Here is a 22443-nt window from a genome sequence, read left to right on the forward strand (position 1 = left end):
ATACGGGCCGGCGCAGCTCCCGTAGTCTCGATGCGACTTTCGACATTTCGCATGGAGACACCTGATGAGCATGCTGGTTTCGATGGCCGCGTTCGCGCTCGCCTCGTCGATCACCCCCGGTCCCGTCAACATCGTCGCGCTCAGTGCCGGCGCACGCCACGGCCTCGGCGCGAGCCTGCGCTATGCGGCCGGCGCGACGCTCGGCTTCGTCGCGCTGTTCCTGCTGATCGGCCTCGGCCTGCACGCGGCGCTCGTGCGCTGGCCCGTGCTGACGACCGCGACGCAGTGGTCGGGAATCGCGTTCCTGCTCTATATGGCGCTGCGGCTCGCGCTCGATGACGGCCGGCTGGCGGCCGACCCGGACGTGGCCGGCCCGTCGGCGGCGGCCGGCGCGGCGATGCAGTGGCTGAATCCGAAGGCGTGGCTCGCGTGCGTGGCCGCGATGGGCGCGTATGCGGCCGATGGCGACCGCACGCAGGTCTGGTTATTCGCCGCGCTGTATCTGGTGATCTGTTTCGCGTCGATCGCGTGCTGGGGATATGCGGGCGCGTCGCTGCGGCACCGGCTCGCGAACGCGCGGCGCATGCGCGTATTCAACCGGTTGATGGCATTGCTGCTCGCGGGCAGCGCACTCTTTCTGCTCGACGTCTAGCCGGCCGGCCTGCGGATCAGCCGCTGCCACGCATCGACAGCGCAAGCGCAGTCGCGCCCTGCCGTTCAGTTCATCGCGCTACGGTACTGCCCGGGCGTCGCGGCCGCGATCCGCCGGAACGCGCGCTGGAAATGCGCCTGGTCCGCGAAACCCGCGTCGAGCGCGACCTCGGCGATCGGCCGCCCACGGCGCAGCTCCGTGCGCCCGTACTGCACGCGGCGATCGATCAGGAACGCATGCGGCGTCATCCCGTAGCGCGCGTTGAATGCGCGGATCAGGTACGACGGCGACAGGTCGGCCGCCGCGCAGATCGCATCGAGCGTGACGCCCTCGCGGCAATGCGCGGCGATGTAGTCGGCCGCTCGCGCGAGCTTGGCGTTGTCGTCCGCGGGCCGCAGGCCGGGCAGCTCGCGATCGAGCGCGCCGTGCAGTTGCGTGAAGAATTCGATCGCCGCGCTCTCCTTGCCGAGCGGATCGACGCCGGACGACACGAGCGTGCGGTAGAAGCCGCCAAATTGCGCGAACAGGTCGCGCCGCTCCGTCAACTTCGGCGAAAACCCGTGAAAATCGCTGTTCGGATCGCGGCCCAGCGAGTGCTGCAGCCGCGCGAGCCACGGCACGTCGACGTAGACCATCCGGTACGCCCATGCGTCGGGGCCATACGGATTGCACGCGTGCACCTGCTCCGGATCGATGATCACGAGCACGCCGCGCCCGACATGCGCGTTCGTCGCGCCGTTCACGTAGGTGCTCGTGCCGCCGACGATCGCGCCCAGCGAAAACGTGTCATGCGTATGCTTCGCGTAGCAGATCGCGCGCCCGTCGTCGACGGTGCGCGCCTCGATGAATGGCAGCGCGGCATCGCGCCAGAACGGCGACGGCACGGCGGATCGGTTGGTGGGACGGCTCACGCGGCGGGCTCCTGGTTCGGGCGGCGAACGCTCACCGTACAAGACTGTGCGGGCCGATGCAACCGACGCCTTGCACCTTCGATGCCGGATCGCGCGGTTTGGCCTAAGCTTTGAATTCCGCCCGCCGCGGCGAGCGCGGCGACTCCCGTTCACTCCTCTCCCGTCACACTCATGCACATCGATCTGAAAGGCAAGACCGCGGTCGTCACCGCCTCCACCGCCGGCATCGGGCTCGCGATCGCCAAAGGGCTCGCGCGCGCCGGCGCGCGTGTCGTCGTCAACGGCCGCAGCGACGCATCGGTACAGTCCGCGCTCGCGCAACTGCGCGCCGCCGTGCCCGGCGCGAGCGTCGACGGTGTTGCCGCCGACCTGTCCGACGCAGCCGGCGTCGCGCGCGTCACGCAGCACACGCCCGATGCCGACATCCTCGTCAACAACGCGGGCATCTACGGCCTGAAGGCGTTCTTCGACATCGACGACGCCGAATGGGAACATTACTTCCAGATGAACGTGATGTCCGGCGTGCGGCTCGCGCGGCATTACCTGAAAGGGATGATCGAACGCAATGCCGGACGCATCGTGTTCATTTCGTCGGAATCGGGCCTGAACATCCCGGTCGACATGATTCACTACGGGTTCACGAAAACCGCGCAACTGTCGATCGCGCGCGGTCTTGCGAAGCTCGCGGCCGGCACCCAGGTGACCGTCAACTCGGTGCTGCCGGGGCCGACGCTGTCGGAAGGCGTGCGCGCGCTGCTGAAGGAAACGGCCGACGAAACGGGCCGCAGTGTCGAAGACGTGGCCGTGGATTTCATACGCGAACATCGCGCGAGCTCGATCATCCAGCGACCCGCGACGCCCGAGGAAGTCGCGAACCTGGTCGTGTACGTGTGCTCGCCGCAGGCTTCGGCGACCACGGGTGCGGCGTTGCGCGTCGATGGCGGCGTGGTCGATACGCTCGCCTGACAGCCGGGCGCGGCGTGCCGCCGCGCTAGCGCGAAGCGGCCTTGTCCGGCTGGAGCGTGCCCTTGCGGTCGGCGTCCATGCAGGAATCGAAGCCGTATTGCGTAACGACGCCGGCCTTGTCGAATACGACGAAGTAAGGCCGGTGATCGTTGCCGTGCTCGATGAAGTAGTTGTAGCAGACGCCGCTGCCGTTGCGGACCATCCATACGCTGCGCGGGTTGCCGCCGGCGCGGACGACGTCGGCGCGCGTCGCGCCATGCCGCGATGCGGCCCGCGCGAGCGGCGTGCGCGAATACGAGAACGGTAGCCACGAGTCGAACCACGCGCAGCCATGCAACATCAGGCAACCGGCGGCCAGGGACAGCGCCGCTGCAGGACGGGACATCGGAATCAATCGCATGCTTGGGGAAATCTGCTGCGCCATGCCGGCGTGATCGAAAGCCCCATGCTACTAGACCTTTGGGTCCGGATCGAAAAGAAATATAGAGATCCCTATACGAACCCCTGCCTTGCATGCCCGTGCGCAAGCCGGATCGTCGCCCCGGCGCATGCTTGCACGCGCATCCATCCCGTCGCGCCGATGCATCGAATCGGCGCGACGGCGAGCGTCGTCACGCGATCCATTCGGCCCACAGCATCGTCAGCACCGTCATCAGCGCGGGGCCGACGAACAGCCCGATCAGGCCGAACGTCTCGGCGCCGCCGAGGATGCCGAACAGCACGAGCAGGAACGGCAGCCGCGCCGAACTGCCGATCAGCACCGGCCGCACGAAGTGCTCGGCGACGAACACGACGACGAAACCGAGCACCGCCACCACGACGGCCCACACGGTCGCACCCTGCACGAACAGCCAGAGCGCCGCGCCGCAGAACACGACCGGCGCGCAGAACGGCAGCATCGCGGCAATCGCCGTGACGAGGCCGAGCAGCGCCGCATGCGGCACGCCCGCGAGCGCATAGGCGATGCCGAGCAGCGCGCCCTCGCCGAGCCCGACGACGACGAGCCCCGTCACCGTGCCGTACACGGCCTTGACCATCCGGTCGATCAGTTCCGCGCCGTTGCGGCCGAACGCGCGCTGCGCGCCCTGCAGCAACGCGCCCGACAGCTTGTGGCCCGCGCGCAGGATCACGAACAGCGTGACGAGCATGAAGCCGAATTCGAGCAGCACATGCGCGAGTTTCGTGCCGAACTGCCGGCCGAACGCGAGGAATTTCTCGCTGCTGACGCCATGCATCGCGCTGGACGCATGCAGCGGATGACCGAGATTGGCCTGCCACCACTCGGCGATCTGCACCGAGCCGTAAGGCAGCCGGCTGACGACGTCGGGCAGCGGAATGCCGTTGTCCTGGATCGTACGCAGCCACTCGCGCAGGTCGTGCGCCTGCCCGACCGCCTGGGTCGCCGCGACGGCGATCGGCAACACGACGAGCAGCGAAATCGCCGCCGTGATGACGAGCGCGATGACCGTTGGCCGGTTGCGGAACAGCCGGTGCGATTCGAAGCGTTTCAGCAGCGGCCACATCGCGATGGCGATCACGCAGGCCCACGCGATGGCGGGAATGAAGTCGCGGATCACCCACAGCGCAAGCACCAGCAGCGCCGCATACAGCACGACGCGGGCGATCTGCTGCACGCGTGGCCGCGCGGCGGACTCGTGAGACGACGGGACATGTGCGCCCATGAAACCTCTATCGAAATGGAAAAATGGCGGCTCGCGCAGGCAACCTGCCTGCACGAACCGCCATTCTATCCATCGGCGCCGGATCGGCGGCGCGCGTCATGCGCGGGCCGCCCCGGCGCTACGTTGCCGCGCCCGCTCAGGCCACCTTGTCGGCGATCCGGTAGCGTTCGAGCCAGTGCGCGTACGGCGCGGGCAGCGTCCACGACGGACGCTCGACGCCGAGCTGCTTCGCCGCGTAGTACGGCCAGTGCGGATCGGCGAGATGCGCGCGGCCGACCATCACGAGATCGAGCTGCTCTTCGGCCACCACGCGGTTCGCCAGTTGCGGCGTGTCGATCCCCCACGCGGACGACACCGGCAGCCCGGCCTCGCGGCGCACGCGCTCGGCGATCGGCGCGAGGAACGCCGGGCCCCACGGAATCCGTGCGTCGGGCGTCGTGAAGCCGACCGACACGCTCAGCATGTCGAGCCCTTCCTGCTTCATCCGCTGCGTGAGCGCGATCGACTCGGCGAGCGTTTCTTCGTCGCGGCCGTCGTATTCGATCACGCCCAGGCGTGCCGTCAGCGGCAGATGCTCGGGCCATACCTTGCGGACGGCTGCGAGCGTGTCGACGAGGAAACGGCCGCGATTCTCGGCCGAACCGCCGTATTCGTCGCCGCGCCGGTTCGAATGCACCGAGAAGAAGCTCTGGCCGAGATAACCGTGCGCGAAGTGCAGTTCGAGCCATTCGAAGCCCAGGTCGCGCGCACGCTTCGCCGCTGCGACGAAGTCGGCCTGTACGCGGGCGATGTCGTCGTGCGTCATCTCACGCGGCACCTTCGGCAGGTGCGCGCCGAACGGCACGGCCGACGGCGCGATGGTCTGCCAGCCGCGCGGATCGCCGTCGGCGATATGGTCGTCGCCTTCCCACGGACGGTTCGCGCTCGCCTTGCGGCCCGCGTGTGCGATCTGGATGCCGGGCACCGCGCCGGCCGCCTTGATCGCCGCGACCGACGGCGCGAACGCTTCGGCCTGCGCATCGTTCCACAGCCCCGCGCAGCCCGGCGTGATGCGCCCTTCCGGCGACACGGCCGTCGCTTCCGCGATCACGAGGCCCGCGCCGCCGCGCGCGATGCCGGCCAGATGCACGTGATGCCAGTCGTTGACGACGCCGTCTTCGGCGACGTACTGGCACATCGGCGGCACCGCGATGCGGTTGCGCAGCGTGACATCCTTGAGTTTGAACGGTTCGAACAGGGCTGACATCCACGACTCCTTTGCTTGGTTCTGCAAAACGACTGGGAACTCGCCGCGCGACGCGCACGGCGCAACGATTCGGGCCGTCGGCGGGCCGGCTGCGCCCGGCGACGGATACGGAACGGCGCCGGCCCGGCCGGCGCCAGGTGCTTACCGCTGGCCGAGCTTCGCGAGCAGCGCCTCGGCAGCGGGCGCCGACGACGCGGGGTTCTGCCCCGTGATCAGCAGCCCGTTGGTGACGACATGCGGCGCCCAGTCGGCGCTGCGCTCGAATTGCGCGCCGTTGGTCTTCAGCATGTCCTCGACGAGGAACGGCACGACTTCCGTCAACTCGACGGCCGCTTCCTCGCTGTTGGTGAACCCCGTCGCGCGCTTGCCGCGCACGACCGATTCGCCGGTCGCCGGGTTCTTCACGTGACGCAGCACGCCCGGCGCGTGGCAGACGGCCGCGACCGGCTTGCCGGCCGCGAGCGTGCGCTCGATCAGGCCGATCGAATGCAGATCCTCGGCGAGATCCCACAGCGGGCCATGGCCGCCCGGGTAGAACACCGCGTCGTAGTCGTCCGCCGACACGTCGGCCAGCTTGCGCGTCGAAGCAAGTTCGGCCTTGGCCGCCGGATCGGCGTCGAAGCGGCGCGTCGCGTCGGTCTGCGCGGCCGGATCGTTGCTTTTCGGGTCGAGCGGCGGCTGGCCGCCCTTCGGCGACGCCAGCGTCAGCTCGACGCCCGCATCCTTGAACGCGTAGTACGGCGCGGCCAGTTCCTCGAGCCAGAAGCCGGTCTTCTTGCCGGTGTCGCCGAGCGTGTCGTGCGAGGTCAGGACAACCAGAATCTTCATGATCGAATCTCCTTCGAAAATGGGGGGAACGGGGCCGCGCGGCCCGGCATCGGCCGGCACGGCACGCCTGTCGGTTAGTCAGATACGGCGCGCCAACGTGCCGCTCGCGACGCCAAAATACCGCCCGACCTATTAGACCAGTCGTCTAGAAGAAATCCGAAAAAAACGACGGCGTCTCGCTGCATGTTCAGCATCGCAGGGCGATATGGCATTTTCGCGTCCGCGTTGCCCGAGCCGGGAGGCGTCGTCGCATTCATGAGGACGGATGATATCCGCTGATTAGACCGGTCGTCTAGAGAACGGGCATTCATCCCTGCACGCGTCATGGCCTTTTCGGCCGGGCGCGATCCGGCAACGTCCGCCACCGATCGCGCCCTGCCCGGGTCCGTCGCGCCGGCTAGCCGCGCACCGGGCCGTCGGTATCGCCGGCCTCGATTACCGGCGCCTCGAGCCGATGCTCGCGTACGCCGTCGTCCAGCCGCCTCAGCATCAATTCCGCCAGCGCGCGCCCCGATGCGTGCCCGGTCGGCTGCATGACCGCCGTCACGCGATGCGGATGCGCGAGGTCCGGCGGCACGCCGTCATAGACGATCAGCGACAGGTCCTGCCCCAGGCGCAGCCCGCTGTCCACGAGCGCCCGAAACGCGCCGCCGCCCGCGAGATTGTTGTCGACCAGCAGCGCCGTCGGCCGCTCGGCGCGCGCGAGCAGCGCCCGTGCGGCCTGCAGCCCGCCGTCGTGCGTAAACGGACCCTCGACGAGCAGCGCCGGATCCGGCGCGATACCGGCTTCGTGCAATGCCGACAGATAGCCTGCGCGACGCTGCGCGGCGAAATTCAGCGCCAGCGGCGCGCTGATCATTGCGATGCGCCGATGCCCGAAACCGATCAGCCGACGGACGGCATCGCGCGCGCCCGCCTCGTTGTCGAAATCGAACCACGCATACGGCTCGGCAGCTTGCGTGCGGCCGTACGCGACGTACGGAAACGCGCTCGACTGCAGGTAGGCGATGCGCGGATCGTCGACGAGCGTACGCGCGACGATCAGCCCGTCGACGAGCTTGCCGTCGACGATCCGCCGATAGGTGTCGAGTTCCGCATTCGGTCGCGCAGACGCGATGATGAAATCGAGATTGCGCTCGGCGAGCCGCTCGGTGATGCCCGCGACGACCTCGCCGAAACGCGGATCGCCGAGATCGCCCGCACCGAACGGATAGACGATCCCGATCACGTCGGCCCGCCCGGTCGCCAGCCGGCGCGCGGTCGGATCCGCCACGTAGCCCATTTCCCGTGCAGCCTTCGCCACGCGTTCGCGCGTCGCCTCGCTGACGTCGTCGTAACCGTTCAACGCGCGGCTGACCGTCGTGCGCGACAGCCCGAGCGCATCCGACAGCGCCTTCAGATTCACCTTCACCGTCGCTCCTCGCATTCGCCGGTCCGCCCGGTCGTCCGGAGGCCCGGACGCCGGAGGCCCGGACGCCCCGATCGGGTAATTATTTCCATTTGGTAAGTATTACCGTCAAATAAATATCTTTTGCGTTCCAAACCGGTTTGAAATAGCATCCAAACCGGTTTGGACATCGATGCCCACTTAGCCGTTCACTTTCACTTTCCCAGGAAACAACGACGAGATGAAACACTTTCCCCTGTTCCGTTCGCCCGCGACCAAACGTTTGCTCCTCGCTGGCGGCGCACTCGCCGCCTTCGCGTCCGTCGCGCACGCGCAGTCCGGCGGCACGGGCGCGCCGGTGCCCACGCCCCATACGCAGCAGGCCTACGATCCCGAAGGCAACTTCACGATGCGCTGGACCCGCGCGGACATCCGCCAGATCGTCGCGCAGTCGCACACGGCCGGCGCCGACAGGAATTCGCTGCCGCAAGCGCTGACGATGCCGGACATCCCGCAGGATTTCCCGCTGATCAATTCGAACGTGTGGGTCTGGGATACCTGGCCGCTGGCCGACCTGCGCGCGAACCAGCTCAGCTACAAGGGCTGGGAAGTGATCTTCTCGCTCACCGCCGATCCGCATGCGGGCTACACGTTCGATGACCGCCACGTCCATGCGCGCATCGGCTTCTTCTACCGCCGCGCGGGCGTCCCCGCGTCGCAGCGGCCCGCGAACGGCGGCTGGACCTGGGGCGGCCACCTGTTCCCGGACGGCGCGAGCGTCAAGGTGTTCGGTACCTCGCCGATGACCAATAACGCCGAATGGTCGGGCTCCGCGCGCCTCACGCACGGCGACAACGTCAGCCTCTACTACACCGCGACGTCGTTCAACCGCTCGGCGCCCGGCGGTGCCGACATCACGCCGCCGCAGGCGATCATCACGCGCGCCGACGGCCACATCCACGCCGACGACAAGCACGTGTGGTTCAGCGGCTTCGACGACCACAAGGCGCTGCTGCAGCCGGACGGCAACTACTACCAGACGGGCCAGCAGAACACCTACTTCTCGTTCCGCGATCCGTTCGTGTTCACCGATCCCGCACACCCGGGCAAGACCTACATGGTCTTCGAAGGCAATACGGGCGGCCAGCGCGGCGCCCGCACCTGTACCGAAGCCGATCTCGGCTATGCGCCGAACGATCCGTACAAGGAAGACCTCAACGCGGTGATGAACTCGGGCGCAGTGTATCAAAAGGCCAACGTCGGCCTGGCGGTCGCGACGAACCCGCAACTGACCGAGTGGAAGTTCCTGCCGCCGATCCTGTCGGCGAACTGCGTCGACGACCAGACCGAGCGTCCGCAGATCTACCTGAAGGACGGCAAGTACTACCTGTTCACGATCAGCCACCGTACGACGATGGCCGCGGGCGTCGACGGGCCGGACGGCGTGTACGGCTTCGTCGGCAACGGCATCCGCAGCGACTTCCTGCCGCTGAACGGCGGCAGCGGCCTCGTGCTCGGCAACCCGACCGATTTCTCCGCACCGGCCGGCGCACCGTATTCGCAGGATCCGAACCAGAACCCGCGCGAATTCCAGTCGTATTCGCATTACGTGATGCCAGGCGGGCTCGTCGAATCGTTCATCGATGCGATCGGCGCGCGTCGCGGCGGCACGCTCGCGCCGACGGTGAAGGTCAACATCAACGGCGCGTCGACGGCGGTCGACCGCGCGTATGGACGCGGCGGGCTCGGCGGTTACGGCGACATCCCGTCGAACCTGCCCGCGACGGGCGCCGGCCACAACGACGGCCCGGGCACCCGTCCGTAACGGTTCCGTTACGGTCGCAGCGGGTACCGCCCGCAAGCGTTGAGGCGGCGCACATCGCGCGTGTCGCGTGCGCGCCGCCCCTTTTTTCTTTCGCAGATCGCGCGTGCCGCCGTCGCAAGCGGCATGCGCCCTCCTTTCCCGCTTCGCGCGACGGAGCACCGGACCCCGCATGAGATCGACGTTTTTCCGCTTTTCCTTCCGGATCGCCCGGCTGCTGCTCGCGTGTGCGGCGGGCGCGGCCTGCACGCAGGCCGCCGCCGCGCCCTGCGGCACATCGCCCGAAAACGGCACGCCGCAATGGCGCCCCGCGCTGCATTACACGCCGCAGCGCAACTGGATGAACGATCCGAACGGCCTCGTCTACGACAACGGCCGCTACCACCTGTTTTATCAGTACAACCCGGCCGGCAACGACTGGGGCAACATGTCGTGGGGCCACGCGACCAGCGCCGATCTGGTTCACTGGCGCGAGCAACCGGTCGCGATGCGCGCGAACGCCACCGAGGAAATCTTCTCCGGCTCGATCGTCGCCGACACGCACAACACGTCGGGCCTCGGGTCGCCAGGCACGACACCGCTGGTTGCGCTCTACACGAGCGTCTACAAGGACGGCTCGGGTCACGCGCCCGGCACGCAGGCGCAGTCGCTCGCCTACAGCGTCGACCACGGCACGACGTGGCAGCCCTACGCGCACAACCCGGTGCTCACGCTCGATCCCGAATCGAAGCAGTTCCGCGACCCGAAGGTGTCGTGGTACGCGCCGGGACGCTACTGGCTGATGACGACGGTCGTCGCCGACGCGCATGTCGTCAAGCTCTATCGCTCCGACGACCTGATCCATTGGTCGTTCCTGAGCGACTTCACGTTACCGGACGTGCCGCACGCAGGCGCACTATGGGAGATGCCCGACCTCGTGCCGCTGCCGCTCGACGGCGATGGTCGACACATCAAGTGGGTGATGATCGTCAATGTGAATCCGTGGTCGATCGCGGGCGGCTCGGGCGCGATGTATTTCGTCGGCGACTTCGACGGCCGCACGTTCACGCCCGATCGTGTCGCGCCGGCCGGTTCCGATCCCGTCCAATTCCGCTGGGTCGATCACGGCGCCGACTTTTATGCCGCCGGCACCTTCTCGGGCGCGCCCGGCACCCGGCCGGTCGCGATTGCGTGGATGAGCAACTGGGATTACGCGGCAAAAGTGCCGACGACGCCGTGGCGCGGCGCGACGACCCTGCCGCGCGAGCTGGCGCTGGAGACGATCGACGGCGAACCCCGGCTCGTCGTCACGCCGGCCGCCGCGTTCGACGCGTGGACGGACGGTCGGCCCGCCGTGCACGAAGGCGAGCTCGCCGTCGAGTCCGCCACGCGCGAGCTGTCGGCTGCGACGCGCGGCGTCGTGCAACGCATCACGGTGACGATCACGCCGCAGCGCGCGGCGCGCGCCGGTCTCATCGTCCGGCGCTCGGCGGACGGCACGACCGGCACCCGGATCGTGTACGACACGGCGAAACGCATGCTGACGCTCGACCGCTCGCAGTCAGGTGAAACGAATTTCGCCGGTACGTTCAGCCGCGAGCACATCGTCGACCTGCCGCTTGAGCACGGGCAACTGCGGCTCGAAATCGTCGTCGATCGCGGGTCGGTCGAAGTGTTTGCGAACGGCGGTCGCGTCGCGCTCACCGACCTGATCTTTCCGCCGCTCGACGCGGATCGCGTCGCGGTGTTTGCCGAGCATGGCCGCGCGACGTTCTCCGGGCTCACGGTGACGCGGCTCGACGGGCGCGGCGAGCCGCGTGACGCTTGCACGTCGCGATAGCCTCGCAGGCGACGACGCGGGCCGCCCGCCTGCCCGACGTCGCGTCGGGCGCGGGCCGCCCTGCCGGCTTCCCGGCTCAGAGCAACCCCATCCCGCCCGACGCGATGATCTCCGCGCCGACGATGAACGCGGATTCCGCCGCGCTGAGGTGCAGCACCGTCGACGCGATTTCGTCCGGCGTGCCGAACCGGCCGATCGGGACCAGGCCCTTGATCTTCGCGGCCGTCTCGTCGAGCGTCGCCGCATCGAGCCCGAGCTTGCCGTACAGCGGCGTCTGAACGGGCCCCGGGCTCACGACGTTCACGCGCACGCCGTGCGGCAGCAGTTCCGTCGACAGCGTCTTCGCGAACGAATTGACGGCCGCCTTGCTCGCCGCGTACACCGACGAGCCGGGCATCCCGATGTGCGCGTTGATCGAGCCGTTGATCACGATCGATGCGCCGCGGTTCAGCAGCGGCACCAGCGACTGGATCTGGAAATACGCGCCCTTCACGTTGGTGTTGAACACGAGGTCCCACATGGCCTCGTCGCTATCCGCGAACGGCGCGAGTTTCGCGACGCCCGCGTTGATGAACACGGCGTCGAGCCGCGCGCCCGCCGTCGCGATCGCGTCCGCCAGCGCGCGGGCCGACGCGACGCTGCCGGCCTCGTTGCGGATCGCGAGCGCGCCTTCGCCGAGCGTTTGCCGTGCGGCTTCCAGCGTCTGCGCGTCGCGCCCGGTGATGATGACCCGCGCGCCTTCGGCCGCGAATGCTTTGGCGGCCGCGAGGCCGATGCCGCTGTTGCCGCCCGTGACGAGGACCGTTTTTCCTTCGAAGCGTTGCATGATGTTCTCCTGTGAACCGGTGAGTTGACCGTGAACACAGGATGCGCGCGGCGTTCGGCGTAGCCGTACGACGGGCGCGACGAACACGTTCGAAAACGTCGAACATGTTTGAGTGGGCGTGATCAGCCGGCCACGTCGATCCCGTCGAGCAACCGCTGCGCGAGTCTCGGCTCGTGCAATTGCTCGAGCCACCATTGCAGCGCACGGCCATCGCGGTCGCTGTGCCACGCGACATACAGCAGGTTCGGTTCGCGCGGGTTGGTCGTCTGTTTTTCGACGAGTTCGCCGCGCGCGAGCAGCGACGCCACGCGCCGGCGCGGCACCCAGCCGACGCCGAGCGCATCGCGCTGCGCGAGGATCTTCGCGCGCATCGACGGCACCGCGAGCACGGCCTGCCCGCCGAGCAGGCCATACGCGCGTCCGGCCGCGCGCCGCGACGAATCGGCGACGACGACCGCGCGATGCGCGCCGATCGCGTCACGCGTCAGCACGTCGCTCACCGACGCAAGCGGATGGCGCGGCGACACCGCGAACACCCACTCCATCGCGCCCAGCTCGAACCATTTGAGGCCCGGAATCGCCGGCGGCTCGTTGGTCGCACCGACGACCAGATCCGCGCGACCGTCGCGCAGCGCTTCCCAGGTGCCGCCGAGCACTTCGTGCGTGAAGCGCAGCGACACGCCCGAATCGAGCGCGTCGAACGCACGGACGACCGGCAGCAGCGTGTCGAACTCCAGCACCTCGTCGCTGACGATCCACAGCCGGTCCTCCCAGCCGCTCGCGACCTGCCGCACGCGCTGCGTCAGCCGCGCGACGTCCAGCGCCAGCCGCGACGCTTCATCGGCCAGCAATTGTCCGGCCGGCGTGAGCTTCAGCCGGTAGCCGCGCCGGTCGAACAACAGCGCGTCGAAACGCGTTTCGAGCTGGCGCGCGGCGTGCGACACGGTCGACGGCGCCTTGCCGAGGCGCGCGGCGGCACGCGACAGGCTGCCGGTCGCGCGGATCGCGTCGAGCAGCGCAAGTTCGTCTTCGGACAGCATGGGGCGCTCCGGTGTGGGGTTGGTCTGGGGTTGTGATGGCTCCGGTGGATCGTAAGGCAGTGGCAAGCGGCGGTCCAATCGGATGGCGTTCGATGCAGCGGATGGGTGGGCAGGTGTCGGGCAAACGTCGCTTCATTCGGCGTTCCGCTCGAATGGCCCGCCGGTTTCGCCGGTTTCGCCGGTTTCTAACGCTCGATCACCGCTCCCACCCTCCGGTTCCCCGCCCCCACACCGCGTCGAACGCAACATCCCGCCAACCCGAATCCGCGCGCCGGCGGCATACTGGCGGCACACCAGTTTCGGCAAAACAGCACAAACCGAGGTAACCACTGCGATGGACATCGCGATCCGCATCGAAGGCCGCCACGACCTGACAGGGCAAATCTTCCGGCAACTGCGCACTGCGATCGTCGACGGGCGCCTGGCAGCCGGCGCCCGGCTGCCGTCGACGCGCGATCTCGCGAAGCAGCTCGGCGTATCGCGCAAGACGACGCTCGACGCGTTCGAGCGTCTCGTCGCCGAGGGCTACCTGAATACGCGTGCGGGCGACGGCACGTTCGTCGCCGATGGCCTCGCGCGCGTGCCGCATGCCGCGGCCATGTCGGCACCGTCGCTCGTCGAGGACACGCCGCGCATCGACGCGGTCGACGCGCGCGCGCTGTGGAACGACCTGCCCGACGCGCTCGCGATGCCCGCGCCGCAGGATTCGCCCGGCTTCGACTTCCGCGGCGGCGTGACCGACAAGACACTGTTCCCGTTCGACGCATGGCGGCGCTGCCTGCACCACGCGCTGCGCCAGCAGGCACGCGGCCCCGGCCAGTATCACGCCCCGGCCGGCGATCCGCAGTTGCGCGGCGCGATCGCGCGCTACGTCGCGTTCAGCCGCGCGGTCGCCTGCAGTTGGGACGACGTGCTCGTCACGCAAGGCGCGCAACAGGCGCTCGATCTGCTCGCGCGCGTCGTCGTGCGGCCCGGCGACGTGGTCGCGGTCGAGGATCCCGGCTATCCGCCGGCGCGCGCCGCGTTCGCGTCGCTCGGCGCGACGGTGATCGGCGTGCCGGTCGACGCGCACGGTCTCGTCACGGAACGGCTGCCCGACGAAGCGCGCCTCGTCTACGTGACGCCGTCGCACCAGTTCCCGCTCGGGATGCCGATGACGCTGGAGCGGCGCATCGCGCTGCTCGAATGGGCGCAGCGCCGCCGCGCGGTGATCATCGAGGACGACTACGACGGCGAGTTCCGCTTCGAAGGCCGGCCGGTGGAATCGCTGAAGAGCCTCGACCGGACGGGCCTCGTCGCGTACGTCGGCACGTTCTCCAAGACGATCTTTCCCGAACTGCGGATCGGTTACGCGATTCCGCCGCGCGCGCTGCGCGGCGCGCTCGCCAAGGCGAAGCAGATCGTCGACTGGCACACCTGCACGCTGACGCAGGCGGCGCTCGCGCGCTTCATGCTCGAAGGCGATTTCGCGCGGCACCTGAAGCGCGTGCAGAAGCACTACGATGCGCGCCGCAAGATGCTGATCGCGCATCTGCGCGGTGGACTCGCGCCGTGGTTCGACGCGATCGTGCCGACCGCCGGCATCCACCTCGCCGCGCACCTGAAGCCTGGGCTCGACGAAGCGGCGCTGGTCCGCGCGGCGCGCACGCAGGACATCGGCCTGTACGGCATCTCGGCGTTCCACGTCGGCGTGCCGGTCCGCGCGGGGTTGCTGTTCGGCTATGGCGGGATCGACGCGCCGCGCATCGACACGGCACTCGCGAAGCTGGCCGGGCTGCTGGGTGCCGGCAGCGTCGGCGCACCGGCACTGGTTACCTGATTTTCCAAACAATTGGTTATTCAAGAAGGCCAATCAACGTCTTAAAGTGGGTCCTGTCGCGCCGCCGGGCGCACCAACCGAACAAGGACCCGCCATGCAACCGCGCCTGAACTTCTATGCCGCCAGCCCGAATGCGATCAAGGTGATGCGCAACGCCGAGGAATTCCTCGCGAAGAGCTCGATCGAGAAGCCGCTCGCCGAACTCGTCCGCCTGCGCGCGTCGCAGATCAACGGTTGCGCGTTCTGCGTCGACATGCACACGACCGACGCGCGCAAGGGCGGCGAAACCGACCGCCGTCTTGCGACCGTCGTCGCATGGCGCGAAACGCCGTTCTTCACCGAGCGCGAACGCGCGGCGCTGGAATGGACCGAGGCGCTGACGCTGGTCGCCAGCAATCACGTGCCCGATGCCGTCTGGGAAGCCGTGAAGCCGCACTTCAGCGACGAGGAGCTGTTCGACCTGTCGGTGCTGATCGCGACGATCAACTCGTGGAACCGCTTTGCGATCGCGTTCCGCAAGATGCCCGAGTAAGGCGCCGACGATGATCCGCTCCACGCTCCGTCGAGCCGCCCTGTGCGCGGGGCTCGCGCTCGGCGCCGCACTGCCGGCCGCCGCCCATGCGCACGACGCCGGCGACAACGTGCACGCGATCATGCGGCAAGCCGTGCCCGAAGCGCCCGGCAAGCTCGTCGTCGTCGCGACCGTCGACTATGCGCCCGGCCAGGCTTCCGAAGCGCACCGGCACCTCGGCTCGGTGTTCGCGGTCGTGTCGAAAGGCGAAGTACTGTCGCAGGTCAACGGCGGCCCGCTGCATCGCCATCGCGCCGGCGAAGGCTGGTACGAGCCGCCCGGCTCGCGCCACCAGGTGTCGCGCAACGCGAGTGCGACCGAGCCCGCGCAGCTCGTCGTGTTCGGGCTGACCGGCGAACACGCGCCGCTGAAGTCGCCGATCGATCAGTGACGACGTTTCGGGGGTGCGTGCCGTGTCAGGCCCGCGCCTCCGATTCGCGACCGGTTTTCCCGCCGGGTCCGTGCGGTTTCTCCGCCGCTTTTCGCTGTTCCCCTCCGCCGTTTCCCCATTAGCCGCTCCCTACACTCCGCCGCCGGCACACCGCGCGCCGCCGCGTCATCTCCCTGCCCGTCCGCGCCGCCATTCGACGCGCGTCCGATCGCGATCAACGCAGGCGAAAACCCTTTCTTGAAATTAACTAACTCATCAATTAGCGTCGTCTGCATGAACGCGAAATCCACCGTTGCCAGGCCGCGCGGGCGCCGCCCGTCGACGGGCGATTTCGATCTGCGCGACCACATGCTCGACGTCGCGATGCAGTTGTTCGCCGAGCACGGCATCGCCGCGACGACGGTCGCGCAGATCGCCGCCGCCGCCGGCGTCACGTCCGCGATGGTCCACTACTACTTCACGAACCGCGAACAACTGCTCGACGCGATCGTCGAGGAGCGGCTCGCGCAGGTCATCGCGTTCGTGTGGCGACCGACCGAGCCGCGGATCGAGAACGATCCGTTCGCGCTCGTCGCCGAACTCGTCGATCGCTTCTTCGACGTCACGCACCGCATGCCGTGGCTGCCGTCGATCTGGCTGCGCGAGATCGTCCACGAAGGCGGGCTGCTGCGCGAGCGGATGCTCCGGCGCATTCCGCTCGAGCATGTCGGGCGTTTCGCCGAACGCATCCGCGCCGCGCAGCAGGCCGGCACGCTGAACCCTGCGCTCGAACCCGCCTTCCTGTTCCATTCGATCATCGCGCTCGTGATGCTGCCGCTCGCGACCGCAAAGCTGTGGCAAAGCGCGCGCGGCCTGCCGCCGATCGACCGCGACGTGCTGCACCGGCACGTCCGCGCGCTGCTCGGTTCCGGCATGCAGCCGCCGGCCGCCGCGCCGCGTGCCCGGACGCGCTCGCCGCGGAGGCCGTCGTGAACGCGGCCCGCGCGCGGCCGCTCGCGCTGGCCGCCATCGCGCTGCTCGTCGGTTGCGGACGGTCGACGGACCACGGCACAACCTACCAGGGCTATGTCGAAGGCGAATTCGTGTACCTGTCGTCGTCGCAATCGGGCACGCTGACGCAGTTGTCGGTCGCACGCGGCCAGGCCGTCGCCGCCGGCGCGCCGGCGTTCTCGCTCGAAGCCGCGAACGAAGCAGCCGCGCTGCTGCAGGCGCAACATCAACTCGCCGCGGCGCGTGCACAGCTTGCCGACCTGCAGACCGGCAAGCGCCCGCCGGAAGTGGCCGTCACGCAGGCGCAGCTCGTACAGGCCACCGCGCAGGCCGCGCGGGCCGCCGCGCAGCTCGCGCGCGACGAACGCCAGTACGCGGCCGGCGGCCTGTCGAAGCAGCAGCTCGACGATTCGCACACGTCCGCGCAGACCACCGCCGCGCAGATGCGCGAGTTGCGGAACCAGGTCGACGTCGCGCGCCTGCCGGGCCGCGCGCAGCAGGTCGCCGCGCAGGCCGCGCAGGTCGACGCCGCGCAGGCGGCAGTCACCGAAGCGCAATGGAAGCTCGACCAGAAGCGCGTCGCCGCGCCCGCCGCCGGGCGCGTGTACGACACGCTGTACCGCGTCGGCGAATGGGTGCAGGCCGGCAATCCGGTCGTGCAGATGCTGCCGCCGCAAAACCTGAAGGTGCGCTTCTTCGTGCCGGAAGCCGCCATCGCATCGCTCGCGCCGGGGCGCGCGGTCGCGATCCGCTGCGACGGCTGCGCGGCCGACGTGCCCGCGCGCGTCACCTACGTGTCGAGCGAGGCCGAATACACGCCGCCCGTGATCTACAGCAACGAGAGCCGGACCAAGCTCGTGTTCATGATCGAGGCGCGCCCCGCCGTCGCCGACGCGCCGAAGCTGCATCCTGGCCAGCCCGTCGCCGTGGGGGTGCAATGAACGCGCCGGCCGCTCCGTACGCGATCGACGTCGATCGCCTGAACAAGCGCTTCGGCGACAAGCACGTCGTGAAGGACGTCTCGCTGCGCGTCGCGCGCGGCGAGATCTTCGGCTTTCTCGGACCGAACGGCAGCGGCAAGACGACGTCGATCCGGATGATGTGCGGCCTGCTCACACCCGACTCGGGCAGCGGCACCTGCCTCGGCTACGACATCGTGCGCGACAGCGCGCAGATCAAGCGGCGCGTCGGTTACATGACGCAGCGCTTCTCGTACTGGGAAGACCTGTCGATCCGCGAGAACCTCGATTTCGTCGCGCGCGTGTACGGGATGCCCGACCGCAAGGCGGCCGTCGCGCGCACGCTCGACGGGCTCGGCCTCGCGAGCCGCGCGGACCAGCTCACGGGCGCGCTGTCGGGCGGCTGGAAACAGCGCCTCGCGCTGGCCGCGTGCATGCTGCACGAGCCCGAACTGCTGCTGCTCGACGAGCCGACCGCCGGCGTCGATCCGGCCGCGCGCCGCGACTTCTGGGAGGAACTGCACCGGCTGGCCGCGCAAGGGATTTCAGTGCTCGTCAGCACGCACTACATGGACGAAGCCGAACGCTGCCACAAGCTCGCGTATATCGCGTACGGCGAACTGCTCGCGCAGGGCACGTCGGCGGAGATCGTCGCATCGCAGCGCCTGTCGACGCGCACGATCACCGGCGGGCACCTGACCGAACTGTCCGCGCGGTTGCGCACGATGCCGGGTGTCGATCAAACCGTCGTGTTCGGTTCCGCGCTGCACGTGAGCGGCCGCGATCGCGCGCTGCTCGACGCGACGCTCGCGCAGGTCGCGGCGCAGGCGGACGGGAGTGCAACGCTGCAGATCGCGCCGGCCGACACGGGGCTCGAAGACGTCTTCATCTTCATGATGGGCCGCGCATCCGGGCCGCCCGGCGGAGCATCGTCATGAACGCGTGGGCGGGCCTGCGCGAATCGTTCTCGGTCGCGCGCTGGTGGAGCATCGTGCTGAAGGAGTTCCTGCAGTTGCGCCGCGACCGCGTGACGTTCGCGATGATCGTCGGCGTGCCGATCATCCAGCTCGCGCTGTTCGGCTTCGCGATCAACACCGATCCGAAGCACCTGCCGACCGCGGTGATCGTCGCCGATTCGAGCCCGTTCGCGCGCAGCTTCATCGCCGCTATGCGCAATTCCGCGTACTTCGACATCGTCGAGACGCTGCCCGACGAGGCGGCCGGCCGGCATGCGCTCGCCCGCGGCGACGTGCAGTTCGTACTGAGCGTGCCGGCCGATTTCTCGCGGCGGCTGCTGCGCGGCGAACGTCCGTCGCTGCTCGTCGAGGCGGACGCGACCGATCCCGTCGCGACCGCATCGGCGATCGGCGCGCTGCCGGGCCTCGTGCAGCCCGTCGCGGACAAGGACCTGACAGGGCCGCTCGCGCACCTGAACGGCCGCCCGGCCGCGTTCGACGTCGTGCTGCACCGGCTGTACAACTCCGAAGGCATCACGCAATACAACGTCGTGCCGGGCCTGATGGGCGTGATCCTGACGATGACGATGGTGATGATGACGGGCCTCGCGATCACGCGCGAACGCGAGCGCGGCACGATGGAGAACCTGCTCGCGACGCCCGTGCGGCCGCTCGAGGTGATGACGGGCAAGATCGTCCCGTACGTGTTCATCGGGCTGATCCAGGTGTCGATCATTCTCGCGGCCGCGCGGTTCGTGTTTCACGTGCCGTTCGTCGGCGGCGTGTTCGCGATCTACCTGTCCGCGCTGCTGTTCATCGCCGCGAACCTGACGGTCGGCATCACGCTTTCATCACTCGCGCAGAACCAGTTGCAGGCGATGCAGCTCGCGGTGTTCTATTTCCTCCCGAATATCCTGCTGTCGGGTTTCATGTTCCCGTTCGCCGGGATGCCGAAGTGGGCGCAGCTCATCGGCAACCTGCTGCCGCTCACCTACTTCAACCGCCTCGTGCGCGGCATCCTGCTGAAAGGCAACGGGTGGGCCGACCTGTGGCCGTCCGTGTGGCCGGTCGCGCTGTTCACCGTCGTCGTGATGGGCATCGCGCTGCGCTTCTACCGGCGCACGCTCGATTAGGCGCGCACGATGAAACCGGCTTCGCATCGCGCCTCCATCGCTGCCCGCGGCTTTGCGTGGGCCGCCGCTGCGCTGCTCGTCGCCGGTTGCGCGGTCGGGCCGGATTTCCGCACGCCGGATGCGCCGGCCACGCAGCAATACACGCGCGATGAACCGCCCGTCACGACGGCGGCCGCCGGCGGCCCGGCCGGCGACGCGCAGACGTTCGCATCGGCCGTGCACGCGCCGCGACACTGGTGGACCGAGTTCGGCTCGGAACCGCTGAACCGGCTTGTCGACACCGCGTGGCAAAACAGCCCGACGCTCGCCGAGGCCCGCGCGCGGCTCGACGAAGCGCGGCAGGACCATGCGGCCGAAGCCGGTGCGACGATGCTGCCGCGCGTCGACGCGAACCTGTCCGCCACGCGCGAGAAGGTCGACACCACGGCGTTCGGGCTGCCGGCCAACGTGCCGAATCCGGGGCCGTTCACGCTGTACGACGCGTCGGTCAGCGTGTCGTACGTGCTCGACGTGTTCGGCGGCAACCGGCGCGCACTCGAAGCACTGCGCGCGCAGGTCGACTATCGGTCGTACACGCTCGACGCCGCGCGGCTGACGCTCGCGGGCAACGTCGTCGCCACCGCGATCCTGCGCGCGTCGCTCGCGCAGCAGGTCGCGCTCACGCAGCAACTGGTCGACGCGCAGGCGCGGCAGTTGCGCATCGTCGAAGCGCGCTTCGCGGCAGGCGGCGTGTCGCAGGCCGACGTGCATGCGCAACGCGCGCTGCTCGCACAGACACAGGCATCGCTGCCGCCGCTCGCGGCCCGCCTCGCACAGGCCGGCCACCGGCTCGCGATCCTGCTCGGTGTGCCGCCGTCCAGCGCCGTGCTGCCCGACCTCACGCTCGATGCATTCGTGCTGCCGCGCACGCTGCCCGTCACGCTGCCGTCGACGCTCGCGCGCGAACGGCCCGACATCCGCGCGGCGCAAGCCGTGCTGCACCAGGCGAGCGCGAACGTCGGCGTGGCTACCGCAAACCTGTATCCGCGTTTTTCGATTTCGGCGGGGATCGGCTCGGAGCGCACGCGCATCGCGGATATCGTGAGCGGGTTGAATGTCTGGAACGTCGGCCTTGGTCTTGCGCAGCCGCTCTTTCACGGCGGCGAGCTGCACGCGAAGAAACGCGCGGCCGAAGCGGCGTACGACGCCGCGTTCGCGAGCTATCGGGAAACCGTGCTGCAGGCGCTTCAGCAGGTAGCCGACGCGATGCGCGCAGTCGAACACGACGCGGCCGAATTGCAGGCCAGAGACACCGCCGCGCAGGAAGCGGCGGCAAGCAACGCGATTGCCGGCGACCGTTACGCGGTGGGCGGGATCAGCACGTTCGACCTGCTCGACGCGCAGCGGCAGGCGCTGCAGACGGCGCTCGACCGTACTCGCGCGCAGGCCGACCGGCTTGCCGATACGGCGGCGCTGTTTCAGGCGCTGGCGGGGAACTGGATGGATGACTCGGCGCAGTGACCGACAGGAAGGCCGTGACACAGGCCGGATGCTGCCTGGCCAAAGCCAGTCGATGACGAAATGCGCGTAACGCAAATAAGAAATGGACGGCGTCAAGCCGTTTGCACAAACGGCTTGACGATTGAAAGACTATACGGGACGCGGGTTTAGCTCTACTTCGGGCCGCTTTGCGGGAGTGCGGCATTGTGGGCCAGGAGCCACATAAGAGCGTCGCGGCGGAAAGCCGGAGCGTGCGTGCTGCATCGGGAGCGATTGCCAGCAGACGGCGGACGTGCGCCGATCATAGCCCAATCGGCTGTCTCCCTCCAGAACGAAGAACGCGCAGCCTTGGGCTGCGCGTTCGAGGAATAGCCGCCAGCGGAATCCAGCAGCATCAGCTTGGCGTCGGCGGAGCTGCCTTACCCGCGCCCGAGCCACCCTTCCTGAATCCCCTATCCCCCACCATGAAGGCTTCGAGCATGTGCGGGATCAGCGTCGCCGCGTCGACCGCTTCGCCGTAGGTCTGCGCGTTCAGCGCGGCGTAGCGGTCGAGGTCGGCTTTCAGGCTGGCCGGGCAAGCAAAGGTCAGCTTCGTGGATTCCGTTTTCGGTAGCGGCCCGAGCCGCAGCTTGCGCGTCGTCATCGTGAAGCCCCCTGTTGAGGAAAAGCGGCTGGTACGGCCGCAACACCCAATCACGGTTGACGATGATGCGAACCGGCAGACCCGGCCGCTCAGTCAAGGTGGGCTGGATGTCGAGGTTGCGCCGGGTCATCTCATGACCGACCTGATCGATGCTGTCCGGTGCGTGTCGCGCCCGGCGACGATGACGCGATCGCCGTCCTGCCGGTTCTCCGGCGCGGCCAGCTCGGCGCCGACGCCCAGCAGCGTGGTCGACGCCGCACCGGCGAAGACACGATCCCGATGCCAGTCCACGAAGTGGCGTTCTTCGGCCACGGCAAGGAAAC

21 protein-coding genes and 1 pseudogene are annotated in these 22443 nt (G+C 68.7%); 12 read left to right on the forward strand and 10 right to left on the reverse strand.

All coding sequences use genetic code 11. The features are described 5' to 3' along the window. Positions 1-64: 64 nt before the first annotated feature. Positions 65-652: a LysE family translocator gene (locus JYG32_RS21275; RefSeq protein ID WP_174382821.1), complete on the forward strand. Its 588-nt coding sequence runs from the start codon at positions 65-67 to the stop codon at positions 650-652. A 65-nt stretch (positions 653-717) separates the two neighbouring features. Here the strand turns inward: JYG32_RS21275 and JYG32_RS21280 are convergent, their stop codons facing one another. Further along, positions 718-1563, reverse strand: a complete 846-nt coding sequence (locus tag JYG32_RS21280) for an AraC family transcriptional regulator (RefSeq protein ID WP_213266859.1) — start codon at positions 1561-1563, stop codon at positions 718-720. 171 nt (positions 1564-1734) lie between these two features. Between JYG32_RS21280 and JYG32_RS21285 the strand changes: the two genes are divergently transcribed. Further along, positions 1735-2529, forward strand: a complete 795-nt coding sequence (locus JYG32_RS21285; RefSeq protein ID WP_213266860.1) for an SDR family NAD(P)-dependent oxidoreductase — start codon at positions 1735-1737, stop codon at positions 2527-2529. A gap of 25 nt (positions 2530-2554) precedes the next feature. Here the strand turns inward: JYG32_RS21285 and JYG32_RS21290 are convergent, their stop codons facing one another. The 5 genes from JYG32_RS21290 to JYG32_RS21310 all read right to left on the reverse strand — a co-directional run bounded on the left by JYG32_RS21290 (position 2555) and on the right by JYG32_RS21310 (position 7711). Then, positions 2555-2929 carry a hypothetical protein gene (locus JYG32_RS21290; protein WP_174382818.1) on the reverse strand — a complete coding sequence of 125 codons (375 nt, stop codon included), beginning with the start codon at positions 2927-2929 and terminating at the stop codon, positions 2555-2557. Between the two features lie 211 nt (positions 2930-3140). Beyond that, the gene (locus JYG32_RS21295; RefSeq protein ID WP_213266861.1) at positions 3141-4211 is read right to left on the reverse strand and encodes an AI-2E family transporter; all 1071 of its coding nucleotides are present in this window, start codon (positions 4209-4211) and stop codon (positions 3141-3143) included. A 136-nt stretch (positions 4212-4347) separates the two neighbouring features. Then, positions 4348-5457 carry an NADH:flavin oxidoreductase/NADH oxidase gene (locus JYG32_RS21300; RefSeq protein ID WP_213266862.1) on the reverse strand — a complete coding sequence of 370 codons (1110 nt, stop codon included), beginning with the start codon at positions 5455-5457 and terminating at the stop codon, positions 4348-4350. A gap of 141 nt (positions 5458-5598) precedes the next feature. Next, positions 5599-6285 (reverse strand): type 1 glutamine amidotransferase domain-containing protein, encoded by a 687-nt coding sequence (locus JYG32_RS21305; protein WP_213266863.1) that lies wholly within the window; start codon positions 6283-6285, stop codon positions 5599-5601. A gap of 397 nt (positions 6286-6682) precedes the next feature. After that, a complete protein-coding gene (locus JYG32_RS21310; RefSeq protein ID WP_213266864.1) occupies positions 6683-7711 on the reverse strand; it encodes a substrate-binding domain-containing protein in 1029 nt (342 codons plus the stop codon). Between the two features lie 202 nt (positions 7712-7913). On the opposite strand from JYG32_RS21310, the gene JYG32_RS21315 reads away from it, so the two are divergent. Both JYG32_RS21315 and JYG32_RS21320 read left to right on the forward strand, forming a co-directional pair. Continuing rightward, complete coding sequence (locus JYG32_RS21315; protein ID WP_213266865.1) at positions 7914-9497, forward strand: glycoside hydrolase family 68 protein; 1584 nt, start codon at positions 7914-7916, stop codon at positions 9495-9497. A gap of 169 nt (positions 9498-9666) precedes the next feature. After that, positions 9667-11313: a glycoside hydrolase family 32 protein gene (locus JYG32_RS21320; protein ID WP_213266866.1), complete on the forward strand. Its 1647-nt coding sequence runs from the start codon at positions 9667-9669 to the stop codon at positions 11311-11313. A 76-nt stretch (positions 11314-11389) separates the two neighbouring features. Here the strand turns inward: JYG32_RS21320 and JYG32_RS21325 are convergent, their stop codons facing one another. After that, entirely contained in the window at positions 11390-12139 is a 750-nt protein-coding gene (locus JYG32_RS21325; protein ID WP_174382811.1) for an SDR family oxidoreductase, read from the reverse strand. Positions 12140-12261: 122 nt separating this feature from the next. Then, positions 12262-13179: a LysR family transcriptional regulator gene (locus JYG32_RS21330; protein WP_174382808.1), complete on the reverse strand. Its 918-nt coding sequence runs from the start codon at positions 13177-13179 to the stop codon at positions 12262-12264. 334 nt (positions 13180-13513) lie between these two features. Here JYG32_RS21330 and JYG32_RS21335 point away from each other — a divergent pair, with 334 nt between their 5' ends. The 8 genes from JYG32_RS21335 to JYG32_RS21370 all read left to right on the forward strand — a co-directional run bounded on the left by JYG32_RS21335 (position 13514) and on the right by JYG32_RS21370 (position 21498). Further along, on the forward strand, positions 13514-14998 hold the full coding sequence (locus JYG32_RS21335; protein ID WP_213266867.1) for a PLP-dependent aminotransferase family protein: 1485 nt from the start codon (positions 13514-13516) through the stop codon (positions 14996-14998). Positions 14999-15092: 94 nt separating this feature from the next. Further along, entirely contained in the window at positions 15093-15530 is a 438-nt protein-coding gene (locus JYG32_RS21340) for a carboxymuconolactone decarboxylase family protein (RefSeq protein WP_213266868.1), read from the forward strand. 10 nt (positions 15531-15540) lie between these two features. Further along, positions 15541-15960, forward strand: coding sequence for a cupin domain-containing protein (locus JYG32_RS21345; RefSeq protein WP_213266869.1), 420 nt, complete (start codon positions 15541-15543; stop codon positions 15958-15960). Between the two features lie 273 nt (positions 15961-16233). Next, positions 16234-16932, forward strand: a complete 699-nt coding sequence (locus JYG32_RS21350; RefSeq protein WP_213266870.1) for a TetR/AcrR family transcriptional regulator — start codon at positions 16234-16236, stop codon at positions 16930-16932. Further along, positions 16929-17891, forward strand: coding sequence for an HlyD family secretion protein (locus JYG32_RS21355; RefSeq protein WP_213266871.1), 963 nt, complete (start codon positions 16929-16931; stop codon positions 17889-17891). The genes JYG32_RS21350 and JYG32_RS21355 overlap by 4 nt, the downstream gene beginning before the upstream one ends. Beyond that, on the forward strand, positions 17888-18847 hold the full coding sequence (locus JYG32_RS21360) for an ABC transporter ATP-binding protein (RefSeq protein WP_213266872.1): 960 nt from the start codon (positions 17888-17890) through the stop codon (positions 18845-18847). The genes JYG32_RS21355 and JYG32_RS21360 overlap by 4 nt, the downstream gene beginning before the upstream one ends. After that, on the forward strand, positions 18844-19998 hold the full coding sequence (locus tag JYG32_RS21365) for an ABC transporter permease (protein WP_213266873.1): 1155 nt from the start codon (positions 18844-18846) through the stop codon (positions 19996-19998). The genes JYG32_RS21360 and JYG32_RS21365 overlap by 4 nt, the downstream gene beginning before the upstream one ends. Positions 19999-20007: 9 nt before the next feature. Beyond that, on the forward strand, positions 20008-21498 hold the full coding sequence (locus JYG32_RS21370) for an efflux transporter outer membrane subunit (RefSeq protein ID WP_213266874.1): 1491 nt from the start codon (positions 20008-20010) through the stop codon (positions 21496-21498). 373 nt (positions 21499-21871) lie between these two features. On the opposite strand, the gene JYG32_RS21375 is transcribed toward JYG32_RS21370, so the two are convergent. Both JYG32_RS21375 and JYG32_RS21380 read right to left on the reverse strand, forming a co-directional pair. Continuing rightward, on the reverse strand, positions 21872-22120 hold the full coding sequence (locus tag JYG32_RS21375) for a DUF2274 domain-containing protein (protein WP_213266875.1): 249 nt from the start codon (positions 22118-22120) through the stop codon (positions 21872-21874). Positions 22121-22127: 7 nt separating this feature from the next. Beyond that, positions 22128-22411, reverse strand: a pseudogene (locus tag JYG32_RS21380) (TrbI/VirB10 family protein); the annotation flags it as partial. Positions 22412-22443: the final 32 nt, after the last annotated feature.

This window comes from Burkholderia pyrrocinia, from assembly GCF_018417535.1.
Lineage (GTDB): Bacteria > Pseudomonadota > Gammaproteobacteria > Burkholderiales > Burkholderiaceae > Burkholderia > Burkholderia pyrrocinia_E.